The organism is Cytobacillus sp. FSL R7-0696 (assembly GCF_038006865.1).
In the GTDB taxonomy this organism is placed as follows: Bacteria; Bacillota; Bacilli; order Bacillales; family Cytobacillaceae; genus Cytobacillus; species Cytobacillus kochii.
In genome coordinates this window covers 1,964,224-1,977,573 of sequence record NZ_JBBOWA010000001.1, presented here as the reverse complement: position 1 = coordinate 1,977,573, position 13,350 = coordinate 1,964,224, and the positions used below count along the sequence as shown (strand labels likewise).

The window sequence follows — 13,350 nt, the reverse complement described above, 5'->3', positions numbered from 1 at the left end:
CTTTACACATTCCATTCTTTCACTACTAAACTGGCGTTATGACCACCAAACCCAAATGAGTTACTCAAAGCCACTTTTACCTGTTTCGCTACTGCCTCATGTGGGACAAAGTTAAGATTTAATTCAGGATCAATATGATCACAATTGATTGTAGGATGTATAAGATTTTCCCTTATAGAGCAGATACTTGCTACTAGTTCAACCGCTCCTGCTCCCCCTAGTAAATGGCCTGTCATTGATTTTGTTGCACTTATGGGAATATGTGTTGCTGCTTCCCCCCACAGTTTTTTAATGGCCATTGTTTCATAATAATCATTGTATTTTGTACTCGTACCATGAGCATTGATATAATCAATTTCAGAGAGTTCTACGCCAGCATCCTCAATAGCTTTCTTCATTGACATCATCATTCCCTCAGCACTTGGGTCAGGAGCAGTCTGATGATAGGCATCTGAAGTAGAGCCATATCCAGCGACTTCAGCTAGAATAGTAGCCCCTCTATTTCTTGCAAAATCTTCAGACTCAAGAATAAGAACTCCCCCACCACTTCCTAGTACAAATCCATCCCTATCTTTATCAAATGGTCTACTTGCACCTTGTGGGTCATCATTTCTAGTGGATAGTGCTTTAATATTAGAAAATCCCGCAAGATCTAATGGGGTCAAATCTCCTTCTGCTCCGCCAACAATCATTACATCTGCTTCACCCCACTGGATTGCTCTTAAACCTTCACCTATACAATTTGTACCCGTGGCACAAGCAGTAACAAATGCGCCACTCTTCCCTTTAGCGCCAGTTAATAAAGTGATTTCACTAGAGGCTGCATCTACTACCATAGATGAAACAAGATAGGGGCTGACCCTTTTAGCCCCTCGCTCAATCAGCCTTTTATCATTTTCTAATACAGTATTAAGCCCGCCAGAACCCGAACCAACGATTACACCTATCCGATAGGGGTCAATATTTTGTAAGGGCAAACGTGATTGTTTAAGTGCCTCTTTTGTCGCAATTAATGCATATTGAGTATATGCATCCATACGTTTTATTTCCTTACTATTAAAATAGTCTTCGGCTTGGTAATCTTTGATTTGTGCTGCAAACTTAGTTGTAAAAGGCTCCGTATCAAAATTAGAAATGGCCTCTACCCCGCTTTTACCACGAATTAAATTTGCCCAAAATTGCTCTACCCCAATTCCAATAGGGGTGACAACACCCATCCCGGTTACAACTGCTTTTTGTTTCAATGTTTATCCTCCTAATTACTGCAAAAATAGATTTTTAAACTGGTAAAAAAAATCAATAGTCTAGTAGGATAATGACGACTCCTTTTCCAATGCATTTGTCACGATCTCTTTTATTACTGGAATATAAAGATCATCATCAAATTTTGATTCCAAATGTTCTTCTAAGTCATATTTAATTATTTCGTCGCCCTGTTTCACTCTAATGACTGGATGAATATGCACACTTTGTGTAGCATCCCCTGGTACTCTTGGAATACTAAATGTTTCTTCAAATTTCCTAATGTCCCCATATTCCAGCGAAATAAAGAAGGTTAATTCATTAGTGTTCAATGTTGAATCTTTAAATTCATTGATTGTCCGATGACCATTCTCATACCAATGATGCCCATCAAATTTCAATTGGTAGCCCACATATCCAGGCTGAAGCCATAATTCTGGCGATTCATTCAACTCATCTAATATCCTCTTGGATGGATCTTGTACTAATGACTTTTCCATTTTACTGATATTAAATTTTTCAGCTAGATGGTTTGCAAGGATTCGAGAGTTATAACGGAACCCGTGAATAAATCCACTTGTAGAATATCCTCTATAATCCAGACCATGTGTTTGTGCCCCAGCAAAATACAAATTAGATACCTCTGTTGATTCAAATACCCCATTGATCGATGGGAATTTTTTATGCATCAACTGGATGTTAAAATCCTTTATCAGTTGATCTATATTTGACTTAAAGCCTGTTGCTGCAATTACTTCATTGAAAAAAAGTGTTTCAACTTCACCTTCTGCATGAATATATTCAACGGTTACATTAAATCCTGTTGCTACTTTCTCTATACTCTTTATATGGCAATCAAGTAGTGCTGCTTGATGTTTAAGTTGATAGTTTTCTGCAAAAATCGAATTAACCGCTCGGATATTTCCAACATAGTGGGTTTTGTAAGCCATTTTTGCTGAGGAAGGGCTTGCTACCATAATCACATTCGCTTCATTTAATATCTCCTGCGCACATTCAAGCCCACTATTGCCTTTCCCTAAGATAAGAACACGCTTGTCTCTGTATGATTCTTTTGTTTTCATATTTTCATACATAGTTATATGCTCTATTCCCTCTATTTTTGGGATAACAGGTTTTAGACCTGTTGCTACAACAACTGTTCTGCTCGTAAAGGTTCCTTTAGTAGTAACAACCTCAAATAACCCTTGTTCTGTTTTATTCGTTTGAATCCACTGAGTATCATAACTAATAGGAATATGACATTCATCAATAAGATCATTTAACATATCAACAATTGCTTTCCTATTTGGATAAAAATCCTGGCTATAATTTCTCATTAATATATTCTTCTCTTTTGTAATTAAGCTATTCCAATCAAACCTTTCTGCATATCGGCTTTTAAATGGTTTGCCGGTATACAATTTATTATTACTAATCAGTTTTTCGTGAACGGGATATTTTGTGAAGCTATATCCAGCTCTGTTAAAAGCCTCTAGGACGACCATATTAGGTTCAGTCCCATTCTCTCTGCAAACCTCTGAATAAGTAAGTGCCGTTTGTATTCCACCTGGTCCTCCACCAATAATCAATACATCATAGATATGATTGTCCATTTTTACTTCCATATATAAATCTCTCCTTTTATTTTATTGTGATAGTATTTGAAGGTAGCGCCTTCTTGAATTTAAATTTTTCCGAAAAATGATAAGCAGGTAACGCCATCGCAGTCGTGATAATTGCCATCCAAACCATTAAACTAAATAAGTCTTGAGAAATAATGTTATATGTTAAGCCAACATTAAGTACGATTAATTCCATTAATCCTCTGGCATTCATTAGAGAACCTACCCCTGATGACTCCCTCCATCCAAATCCAGCTGCCCTCATAGTAATCAAACAGCTAGCATATTTACTGATAGAAGAAAAAATAAGAATGATCAAAAACATGATGAGCATCGAAATGTTCAATGTAGTAAATTGCGTGTTGATCCCAGAGTACGTAAAGAAAATGGGGACAAGAAAGACCACTACAATGTCTTCTAATTTTGATCGAACCTGCTGTTCAAACACTTTATTCTTAGGCATAATAAGCCCCATCATAAAACCACCAAATACTGAATACACCCCTATATAATCAGTAAATGCTGCTGCACTTAAAACGAGGACAAGTATCAGCGCTAAAAGCCCCTGATGCATCTTTCCTGTTTCTACTACGCTTACAAATATTCTCTCTAGTAATGGTTTACATACTTTAAATAAAACAATGACAAAGATTATCGTTCCGAGGAATGTCACGCCTCCACCTTTGAGGGAATTTGTCTCTACTAAAGCAATAACTGCAGCTAGCGACAACCAGCCTAAGACATCTATCACACTCGCAGATAAAAGTGTAATTCCACCTATTTTTGTCTTCATCATGTTTTTTTCTTGGAGAATACGTGCCAACATAGGAAAAGCTGTCATGGAAACGGCAATGGCAATAAACAATGCAAAATGGAGGAAATTCCCCCCTTGAAAGAAAGCATCCTTCAAAATAAAAGCCAAAGCGATTCCTGCTACGAAGGGTATTAAAAAACCTGATAGCGATAATTTTGCTGAGTTTCGATAAAACTTTTTATCATACTTTTTAAAATTAACCTCTATACCAACTAGAAACATATAAAGTGCCAGCCCTAAATGACTAAACATGTACAGGATATTTTTAATATCAGCATCAAACAAATTTGCATACAGGCCCGGAAATACTGCTCCAAATAATGTTGGTCCTAATATTACCCCTGCTAACATTTCCCCTAATACACGTGGTTGTCCGACATAAGTGCATAACCTTCCGACACTTCTGGAGGCAATCAATATTAGGATAAAAACTACTAACATTTTTATAAATATATGCATCTCATTTCCCATATCACGGCTCCTTTTCTTGTACTATTTCTCCTAAAGTTTAATAGTCTAAAGGGTTTCAAAAATCCGTATTTTACGCAAAATTAAATTGATTCTATTGCGTTATAGCCATATTTTAGTAAGTTATTAGTATGAGAATGTAAATAAAAAAACGAGAAGGTGGGAAAATGGTTGTTTTTAAAGAGAAGATGCATCACATCATAGACGGGGAATGTGCCATATGGTTAATTGACCTGAGTAAAATATACACGGAACAATACAGTATACTTTCAGCAGTTGAAATCACTAAAGCCAATCAATTTATACATAAGAAGGAAAGACATCGCTATTTAACCTGTAGATATGCACTTAGAAATCTGCTCGGGTATTATTTGCATACTCCTCCTGCTTCAATCCATATCCAATACTCTAAATACGGCAAACCGTACATATCTAACAAGCATAAACATCCTTATACTTTTAATATAAGCCACTCAAATGATTGGGCTTGTATTGCAATTAGTTTAAGCCATTCAGTTGGAATTGATATCGAGGAAATCAAACCTTACCAACCTGATATGAATGACACAGCTGAGCTATTCATGTCCAATACAGAATTGGACCAGTTGAAGAAAATAGAATCAGATGGCGAACGAGCTTTCATCCACTGCTGGACACAAAAGGAATCCATACTAAAACAATTAGGTGTTGGGTTTTATACTGACCCTAAATTAATTCATACCATCATTTCAAAGGATGTTTGTTTAAGAAACTATCCTACTGATTCATTATTTTTAAATACTTACACTCTTTCTAGTTATATATTGTCGCTTTGTACATCACAGCCTGTCTCCCCCTTCTTTTATAAGTATGACTCATTCTTTTAGTGAAATGTTTTAACAGGGAGATTGAACTATTTTTATTAAAAATTGGCATTTAGTGTATACTCAGTATATATTAGTGGTATATACTGAGTATACAACATATATACTGAGTATATACGGAATAGGAGGCTTTATATGATTCAAATAGAAGGTATAAAGAAAACTTATCAAATTGGAAAGGAATCATACGAAGTATTAAAGGGCATTGATTTAACAATAAATGAAGGGGAATTTATTGCAATTATGGGACCCTCGGGTTCTGGAAAAAGTACGCTATTGAACCTCCTTGGTGGTCTTGACCAAGCGGATATTGGTAACATCCAAGTTAATCATGCAAAACTTCAAGACATGTCAGAAAAGGAAAGAACACTTTTCCGCAGAAAGAATATTGGATTTGTATTTCAGAATTATCAGCTTCTTCCTAACATGACAGTTGAAGAAAATATTGCTTTTCCTATGCACGCCGATCGTTTGCCAAAAGCGAGTATTCAAACAACTGTTACTAATCTCATCCAATCCACAAAACTGGAAGGCAAAGAAAAAAATTATCCTTCGCAATTAAGTGGTGGTCAACAACAACGTGTTTCCATAGCAAGAGCATTATCAATGGAACCAAAATTAGTACTCGCAGACGAACCGACTGGCAATCTTGACAGGAAAATGGGAACAGAGATATTAAGACTACTCTCTTCTCTTCACCAAGACCAGAAACTCACGATTATCATGGTTACTCATGATATGTATGCAGCAAGCTTTGCGAATCGTATTATTTTGTTAAAAGACGGAATGATTGAATCGGATATTAAGCAAGCAGAAGGCGGGGATCAAAATGCTATGGCTAGCATCATTACGAAACTTAATTCGTAAAAAATCACGCTCCTTCTTTACTTTATTGGCCATTCTCATTGGCATTACCACGATGTTCGCAGTTATCAGCACTGTCGAAACGGCAAAATATCTTACAACGGAGCAACTAAAGGAGTTCACAGGGAACGCTGATTATACCATAAATTCAACATCCAATACTTTTTCAGAAGAAATATTGGATGAAGTTGAAACAAACTCAGATATTAGTAGCATAACAGGGCTAGTCCATAGACAAACAAAAATTAATTTAGATAGTGCACATCATTCCGCTGAAAGCAATCTGAGATTAACCGGGCTTTCTTCCTTTGATAACGAGTTATTATCATTAGATGTCATTGCTGGTAACCTTGATCAAAAGGGCATTATTATATCAGAGACTACCGCCGAATTGTGGAATCTACGCGCAGGGGAAATATTGAATATCCAACTTCCTAAAGGTAATAAAGATGTAACCATATCAGCAATTGTAGCTGATACAGCTTTGTTGGAAGGTCCAGCAAGCTGGAATGAGGCAAGTAATAAGAATTGGCGAGCTCTTACCACTTTAGATAATATTCAAGAATTGTATCATGCACCAAACCAAATTGGTGAAATAAGAATAAAGTTTAAAGAGAATGTGGAACAAATAAGCAGTATAACAGCAATAAAGGACAGCTTACAAAATGAAGAACTCATATTTCAAAAGGTCGTTTTAGATGAAAGACAAACCAATCAATTAGAAGAGTTGTATTTCATGCTTTATGCCATTGGTGGACTCGCCATGCTTATTGGGGCTTTCATTTTATACAACACCCTTTATGTTAGTGTATCGGAACGAAAGAATGAAATAGCCATCATGAAGACTGTCGGCTATACACCTAACCAAGTCAAAATCCTATTTCTTATGGAAGTCTTATATCTCGTAATTATTGGACTTATTCTTGGCATTCCATCAGGTTTTATGCTAGCAAACTTGCTCCAAGATGGGTTATTCGGTTCTTTCCAAACAAACATTGAAGTCAAAATGCAATTCATGTATGCACTTCCCCTTTCCATTTTATTGGGTATTATCATACCTATGCTCGCATCTTTAATTCCGGTTACTTATGCTAGCAAAGTAGATGTGATTAGTAGCTTAAAGTCCATACCTACTGAAAAGGTCAGCGGTCAAAAAAAGCGAACGATCATTGGGTGTATTGTATTATTAGGTGTGTTTATTCCTCATGCCATATCCATCGTCTGTCTTTTAGTAGCTGTTATCCTTTTATATCCTATAATGATGAAGGCTTTGACGATTCTCCTTTCTAAAACCTCATTTTTGGGATACGAGGGAAGTATTGCCGGAAAGAGCACATTGCTTACATTAAATCGTTCTTCAAATATGTCATTAATTCTTGCCATTGCTATTTGTCTTGGCTTACTCGTTTCATCTATCTTTACTTCTTTAGAACAAAACATAAGCCGAGATGTCATCCGTTCCTTTGGTGGTAATATTCAGTTTAGCAGTGAGACATCGATCTCTAATGAAAAACTAGAACAGATAAGTCAGATGGATGGTGTAAAAGATGTTATGGCTTATAGCGAAAGCCAAGCCACTTGGAGCATAGGCGATGAGAATCGCCAATTTACAATGATAGAAGTGAAGAATGATTGGTATAGTAATAATCCTTTATTTTACGCTAATGCATCTGAGCAAAAGCAAATATTGGATGCCCTTGAAGAAAAAGATACCATTTTACTAGGAGAATATGCGTTTCGTGAGTGGGGCGGAAAAATAGGCGATACTATGACTATTTATCAAAACGGAAAAGAAAACAGCTTAAGAGTTGTTGGGAAAGTTAATACAACACAATATGGTGGTTATACTGCGTTTATTTCAGAAGAGAATATCAACCAACTGCATCCCAATGTGTCTCCTTCTAAGGGATTAATACTCTTAGATGAATATACAGATGAAAGCTCTGTAAAAAATGAACTTCTTAACACTTTTCCTTTTGATTTAAGCTCTGTACAGACTTTAAATGAGGAAATATCTAAACAAGAGCGTGCCCTTCCAGGCGTAAAATCACTCTTCAGTGGATTATTAATGATTGCTATCATCATAACGGGAATTGGTATATTAAACACATTAACAATGAATGTAATGGACCGAGTTAGGGAAATTGGCGTGATGAGAGCTATTGCTTTTACAAGATGGCAAATCTATAAAACCATCATAAGTGAAGGGCTTATTATTGGGTTAAACGGTATTTTGATTGGCATATTTCTTGGAATTGCCACAATCTATTTAAACGCCAAAACCTCAGAGGATATACTGATAGAATTTATTGTACCATTAGAGACAATACTTATTTCTATCATTTGTGGCTTAATTGTCAGCATAGCAGCTTCAGTATTACCTTCATATACAGTGAATAAAATAACGATATCAAAATCACTTAAACAAGATTAGATGGGTAGAATTTTTACAACTACCCATTCATATTATTAAAAAGAGGAAAGAGGAATTTATATGTCAGTAAAGCATGCCATATTGACGCTTTTATCCCAGTCTCCTCGCCATCGTTATGATTTAAAAGTCTCTTTCGAATCTATGGTTTATAAACAGTGGGATTTAAACGCTGGACAAATATATACAACGATTGATCGATTAATTAGAGATGAATTTGTACAAGAAGCACAAGAAAAAGAGTCAGAACTGAAAATTTATCGCATTACACCAAAGGGGAAAGCTGAGCTTCAAAAATGGCTATTGCTACCGGTTGAAAGCTCTCTCCTTCAAGATGAGTTTTACTTTAAATTACTTTGTGCAAAACAACTATCATTTAAAAATCTTGGCGAGATGATTAAACAACATAAGGAACTCATCATTAAAAACATCTTTCAATTACAACAGCTAAGAAATAGTCACGTATTTTCTGAAGAAAATGAGGCCATTCATTATTTAATTGATGGTAAGATACTGCATCTTGAAGCTGACATGAAATGGATAGAAATGCTTACAGAAAATTAGGAGGGTTTACTAAATGGATTTTATTTTAGACCATAAATGGGAGTTCTTTATTGCTGCTGAAGTTATTTTCTGGATTTCAATACTATCTTTTCTCATTTTAAGATATTGGTTCAAGTTAAATAAGCTCAGTTTTCTTTTCTTCGGCATTTTTATAGTGAACGACCTATGGATTGCCACAATGGGCTTTATGGATTATATGAGAACTGGTGAATTTACAAGCTACCAGGTTGTTATATTAATTGTGATTGTATATGCATTTACCTATGGGAAATCAGATTTCAGAAAGCTTGATCGATTTATACAGAAAAAAGTAGCAAACTGGAGAGGCGAAACAATTAATATAGAAGATCAAGTAAAAGAGTTGGATGGAAAGGAATTTGCTGCTGTAGAAAGAAAACACTTTTTTATGCATCTTCTCATATTTTTAGGTGTGCATATTCTTTTAGCCCTTTTTCTTGGATTATCAAACCAATTCTCCACGATTAGTTCTATAGGGGACTTCTTTCAACAATGGTTTGCATCAAGTAACGCTGCGTTCCCTTTTGATCATTCAGCAACAAATAACTTAAGTAGGATTTGGACAATTATTTTAGTTATTGATGGATTAATTTCTTTTTCCTACACAATTTTTCCAAAAGAATCGAAAAAACACGCATCGTCAAATTAGAAATGATTTTCCATCACTTTATAAAACAAAAGTCCGTTTACCAGTTTTTTGAGGGTAATCGGGCTTTTTACTTACTTTTTTGAACCTATGATTCAAACCATGCAAATATCAAAGTAATAATACATATGTTGAAAAATGGGCTCCTTCTTTCTACCAAATATCATACTATGTGATTTCTTTAAAGGTTAATGCTTTACTTCTTCTCTGGGTAGGTGTTGCATTCTTTTTCATCATTAAAACCTGGGCTAAATCATCAAATGATATATGTTGTTCTAGTTGCATAAGAGAAGATAAATTTTGTAATTCTTTTAAAAGACCTTCCTGATTTTTTATCGCAATTTTCAGCCGCTCTATATGAAGGTTAATGACTTTGTTAGGTGTGTAATCTTCATCTTTCAAAGTAGATTTAATTTCTTCGAGTGATAACCCCAAATCTTTCAGAGTAAGAATTTGAAATAAAATTAAAATGTCTTCCTCATCATATAACCTATGTCCAGATTCGGAATATTCAGATGGAGATAATAAACTAATTTGATCATAATATCGTAAAGTTCGAAACGTAAGCCCCGTTAGTTTTGATAAGTCTCCAACTGTCCAATATTTAGTCTTTTTAATGGTCATCCTCTCATTTCGCAATATTTTTTCATTGTGTAACTTTACCATAACATATTCCTCAACATTCAATATAGTAGTTATTTATAAATTTTAAATATTTCGTTAAAAAAGCGGATATTCGTAATGAGAAGCTTCCATCCCTATTTATTAAACAATTTTTCAACTTCACTCCTTCTATGGGCAAATGACAAATGCCCTCAAAAGAACGATTTTAACGAGAGCCCTATTAGTTAAACTTATATGTTTTTAAATTTAAACTAGCAAAACTAATTTCGTTAATAAACCCCAAAAGATATATAAGGAAATGAAATCTCTTAATAAAATTCACAAATATGTCACTTATGAAGAAAAATTTGAACCGATATAATTACATTTATTCTCTTAAAAGAAAGGTTGTTTTTCATTTGCCTAGTAATAAAAAAGAAGGCCTTATTTTTGGCCTATTCATGTGTTTTGGGATGGTTTTAATCATGTCCGTTTACAACTCTGCTTTACACGGCTTTTCATCGTATAGCTTAGGTAGTGCATTGATTCAATTTGCAATAACGTTTATTGTTGCTTTTATCGCAGAGTCTTTCGTTGAGCCAGTCGCACACAAACTTGCAAGATCTCTACCTTATGATCAATCAAAAGAATTCAACTTTATTATTGTTTTTGCTTTTTGTATGGTTCCTATAATGGTTGCCATCATGTCAGCATACGGAATCATCTTGACCTTGATAACAATCGGGATTGAAGGTTCTATCTTTACCGCTTATCTAAAGACATTAGCTTTAAATATTATTGTGGCCCTTCCATCACAGTTATTAATCGTTGGCCCTATCTCGAGGAAATTACTATGTAAATATATAAAACCGGCGATACAAAAACCAGAACTAAATGGATAAAAACGAGGTAGGACAAAACTAAATGACCTAACTTCAAAACGAACAAAAACAAATCATAATCTATAAAAAATCAGTTGCCAAAAAGTCCGTTCCATTGCACTACAGACATTCGCTTTCCACGGGGAGGGAACGCTTGAGCCTTCTCTGCATTACCTGTGAGGTCTCAAAATTCCCTCTATTTCCCTGAGGGAGTCGAGTGTCTTTTGCTCTATTCCTCTATTTTTTTCATATAAGGATATAAATCACAAAAAAACCGAATGATTAGACACTTCATTCTTCTATGATATGCTCCCCTCTAGGTAGACAGATAAAAAAATAAAATCTGGCTACTAAAAGGGGAGTATATTTATGTCTAAAAGAGCTCATCCACTCGAAGTTAGGATAGAAGTAATAAATACATTAAAAGATGGTATTTTATCTGTAGCGGAGATAATAAAAAAGTATAAGGTTAGTAGAAGTGCCATTCGAATTTGGAAGTATAAATTTGATATGTATGGATTTGAAGGTCTTAAAGAATCGACATCCTGGAAAACGTACCCGAAGAATTTAAAAATATTAGCCATGAAGGACTACCTATCCGGCCACTATTCTTTAGAGGAAATTGCCAAAAGATATAAAATATCAGATGAGTCTGTCCTCAGGTTATGGTTGAAGAAGTATAATAGTCATAGTGAAATAAAGGATACGTCAAAAGAAAGGACGAGCTCTATGACTAAAGGAAGAAAAACAACTTGGAAGGAACGAATTCAAGTTGTACTTGATTGCTTGGGGAACGGAAAAGATTATCAGAAGACAGCTGACACTTTTCAAGTGTCTTACCAACAAGTCTATACATGGGTTAAAAAATATGAAGAAAGTGGAGAGGAAGGTCTTCAAGACAAACGAGGGAGGAATAAAACAGAAATTGAGTTAACACCAGAAGAAAAAATGAAACTCGAAATGAAAAAGCTAGCACAAGAAAATGAACGATTACGTGCAGAGAACTTATTCTTAAAAAAGTTGGAGGAACTCGAAAGGAGGCGGAAATAAGCAGGATTCGATTTAAAGATAAGTATGTCGCCATACAGGAACTACATAAGAAAGAGAATCTAAGCATAGTTCTTCTGTGTGATATCGCGGGCGTCACTCGGAGCGCTTATTATAAATGGCTAAGACGTCAACCGACTTCCCAAGAGATTCTGAATGAAGCTATTATGAAAGAGATGAAAATCCTCCATATACAAATGAAGGGGATTTTCGGCTATCGCCAAATGACTCTTCATTTGAATAGAAAATTTAATAAGCCACTGAATCATAAGAGAATCTATCGATTAATGAAAGTGGCTCAATTACGCTCGGTGATTCGAGTGAAGAAAAAACGATATAAACGTTCTATCCCCCAATATGTCACGGAAAATATATTAAATCGTGAGTTTACAGCTAATAAGCCGAATGAAAAATGGGTCACGGATGTCACAGAATTTAAATATGGTTCCTCCCAAAAAGCTTATTTAAGTGCCATTCGTGATCTCTATGATGGTTCTATTATTAGTTATGTTCTCGGGCATTCTAATAACAATGAACTGGTGTTCGATACACTTGACCTGGCGACAAAGCATTTAAAGGGAAAGGAGCCTCTCATTCATAGCGACCGTGGTTATCAATACACCTCCTATGGATTTAAAAGTAGGATAAAAAAGTTAAAAATGACTCATAGTATGTCTCGCGTTGGGCGATGTATCGATAATGGACCTATGGAATCCTTTTGGGGAACACTGAAATGTGAGAAATATTATTTACATAAATTTATGACCTATGAGGAACTTTCCAATGCCATAACGGAGTATATTCACTTCTATAATCATAATCGATACCAAAAACGACTAAACGGCTATAGCCCTATGGAATATAGAGCTATAGCCGCTTAGGTAACTTTTTATTATTTCCACTGTCTACTTGACAGGGGGCTGTTCACTAATCATCCGGATCAATCTTATAGAGATAGAATGCCATCTTCAGATCTATTTTAAAAACACACCTAGAATAATGATTAATGTGATAAAGCCTATTAAGATTAAATATGGGTACATCAATGCAAATACATCTTCAAAAATAAGTTGTATTGGTTCATATCCAAAGAGGAAAGAAAAAATACTATGGCAAGTATAATACTAATAATCCTATTCAAATTCATTCTCCTACCTTTAGATCTATCATTGCCCATTCTCTAAGTTGTTAGATTGTTACTTTAATAAACAGTACTTTAATTTATTCATATGACCACAGCGCCTCACCATGCTTTTCTCGAGTTTTTTTGGATCACCTTTTACAATT

11 protein-coding genes are annotated in these 13,350 nt (G+C 35.1%); 7 read left to right on the top strand and 4 right to left on the bottom strand.

Features of this window, described 5'->3' with window-relative positions; all coding sequences use genetic code 11:
- Positions 1 to 2 precede the first annotated feature (2 nt).
- The 3 genes from fabF to MKX29_RS10300 are packed head-to-tail and all read right to left on the bottom strand — an operon-like array spanning position 3 to position 4,149.
- A complete protein-coding gene (gene fabF, locus MKX29_RS10310) occupies positions 3 to 1,244 on the bottom strand; it encodes a beta-ketoacyl-ACP synthase II (protein WP_251162352.1) in 1,242 nt (413 codons plus the stop codon).
- Between the two features lie 60 nt (positions 1,245 to 1,304).
- Positions 1,305 to 2,867: an NAD(P)-binding domain-containing protein gene (locus MKX29_RS10305; RefSeq protein WP_224936826.1), complete on the bottom strand. Its 1,563-nt coding sequence runs from the start codon at positions 2,865 to 2,867 to the stop codon at positions 1,305 to 1,307.
- A 16-nt stretch (positions 2,868 to 2,883) separates the two neighbouring features.
- Entirely contained in the window at positions 2,884 to 4,149 is a 1,266-nt protein-coding gene (locus MKX29_RS10300) for a cation:proton antiporter (protein WP_341105366.1), read from the bottom strand.
- Between the two features lie 164 nt (positions 4,150 to 4,313).
- Here MKX29_RS10300 and MKX29_RS10295 point away from each other — a divergent pair, with 164 nt between their 5' ends.
- The 5 genes from MKX29_RS10295 to MKX29_RS10275 all read left to right on the top strand — a co-directional run bounded on the left by MKX29_RS10295 (position 4,314) and on the right by MKX29_RS10275 (position 9,535).
- Positions 4,314 to 5,012, top strand: a complete 699-nt coding sequence (locus MKX29_RS10295) for a 4'-phosphopantetheinyl transferase family protein (RefSeq protein ID WP_281202806.1) — start codon at positions 4,314 to 4,316, stop codon at positions 5,010 to 5,012.
- A gap of 132 nt (positions 5,013 to 5,144) precedes the next feature.
- Positions 5,145 to 5,876, top strand: coding sequence for an ABC transporter ATP-binding protein (locus tag MKX29_RS10290; protein ID WP_224936829.1), 732 nt, complete (start codon positions 5,145 to 5,147; stop codon positions 5,874 to 5,876).
- Positions 5,839 to 8,307, top strand: coding sequence for an ABC transporter permease (locus tag MKX29_RS10285; protein ID WP_341105362.1), 2,469 nt, complete (start codon positions 5,839 to 5,841; stop codon positions 8,305 to 8,307). Before MKX29_RS10290 ends, MKX29_RS10285 begins: the two co-directional genes overlap by 38 nt.
- A 60-nt stretch (positions 8,308 to 8,367) precedes the next feature.
- Entirely contained in the window at positions 8,368 to 8,868 is a 501-nt protein-coding gene (locus MKX29_RS10280) for a PadR family transcriptional regulator (RefSeq protein ID WP_095371502.1), read from the top strand.
- Between the two features lie 13 nt (positions 8,869 to 8,881).
- Complete coding sequence (locus MKX29_RS10275; RefSeq protein WP_251162356.1) at positions 8,882 to 9,535, top strand: hypothetical protein; 654 nt, start codon at positions 8,882 to 8,884, stop codon at positions 9,533 to 9,535.
- Between the two features lie 165 nt (positions 9,536 to 9,700).
- On the opposite strand, the gene MKX29_RS10270 is transcribed toward MKX29_RS10275, so the two are convergent.
- The gene (locus MKX29_RS10270) at positions 9,701 to 10,198 is read right to left on the bottom strand and encodes a MerR family transcriptional regulator (RefSeq protein ID WP_224936831.1); all 498 of its coding nucleotides are present in this window, start codon (positions 10,196 to 10,198) and stop codon (positions 9,701 to 9,703) included.
- A gap of 398 nt (positions 10,199 to 10,596) precedes the next feature.
- Between MKX29_RS10270 and MKX29_RS10265 the strand changes: the two genes are divergently transcribed.
- Together MKX29_RS10265 and MKX29_RS10260 are read left to right on the top strand one after the other, a co-directional pair.
- Positions 10,597 to 11,037: a DUF2798 domain-containing protein gene (locus MKX29_RS10265; RefSeq protein ID WP_224936941.1), complete on the top strand. Its 441-nt coding sequence runs from the start codon at positions 10,597 to 10,599 to the stop codon at positions 11,035 to 11,037.
- Between the two features lie 348 nt (positions 11,038 to 11,385).
- A protein-coding gene (locus MKX29_RS10260; protein ID WP_224939358.1) for an IS3 family transposase occupies positions 11,386 to 12,944 on the top strand; the annotation gives its coding sequence in 2 pieces (ribosomal slippage) (positions 11,386 to 12,040 and positions 12,040 to 12,944; 1,560 coding nt in all).
- The last annotated feature ends 406 nt before the right edge of the window (positions 12,945 to 13,350 follow it).

Coding starts and splice junctions, on each gene's coding strand:
- MKX29_RS10305 (WP_224936826.1), bottom strand. CDS start 2,867: ATGGAAGTAAAAATGGACAATCATATCTATGATGTATTGATTATTGGT.
- MKX29_RS10300 (WP_341105366.1), bottom strand. CDS start 4,149: ATGGGAAATGAGATGCATATATTTATAAAAATGTTAGTAGTTTTTATC.
- MKX29_RS10295 (WP_281202806.1), top strand. CDS start 4,314: ATGGTTGTTTTTAAAGAGAAGATGCATCACATCATAGACGGGGAATGT.
- MKX29_RS10290 (WP_224936829.1), top strand. CDS start 5,145: ATGATTCAAATAGAAGGTATAAAGAAAACTTATCAAATTGGAAAGGAA.
- MKX29_RS10285 (WP_341105362.1), top strand. CDS start 5,839: ATGCTATGGCTAGCATCATTACGAAACTTAATTCGTAAAAAATCACGC.
- MKX29_RS10280 (WP_095371502.1), top strand. CDS start 8,368: ATGTCAGTAAAGCATGCCATATTGACGCTTTTATCCCAGTCTCCTCGC.
- MKX29_RS10275 (WP_251162356.1), top strand. CDS start 8,882: ATGGATTTTATTTTAGACCATAAATGGGAGTTCTTTATTGCTGCTGAA.
- MKX29_RS10270 (WP_224936831.1), bottom strand. CDS start 10,198: ATGGTAAAGTTACACAATGAAAAAATATTGCGAAATGAGAGGATGACC.
- MKX29_RS10265 (WP_224936941.1), top strand. CDS start 10,597: ATGTGTTTTGGGATGGTTTTAATCATGTCCGTTTACAACTCTGCTTTA.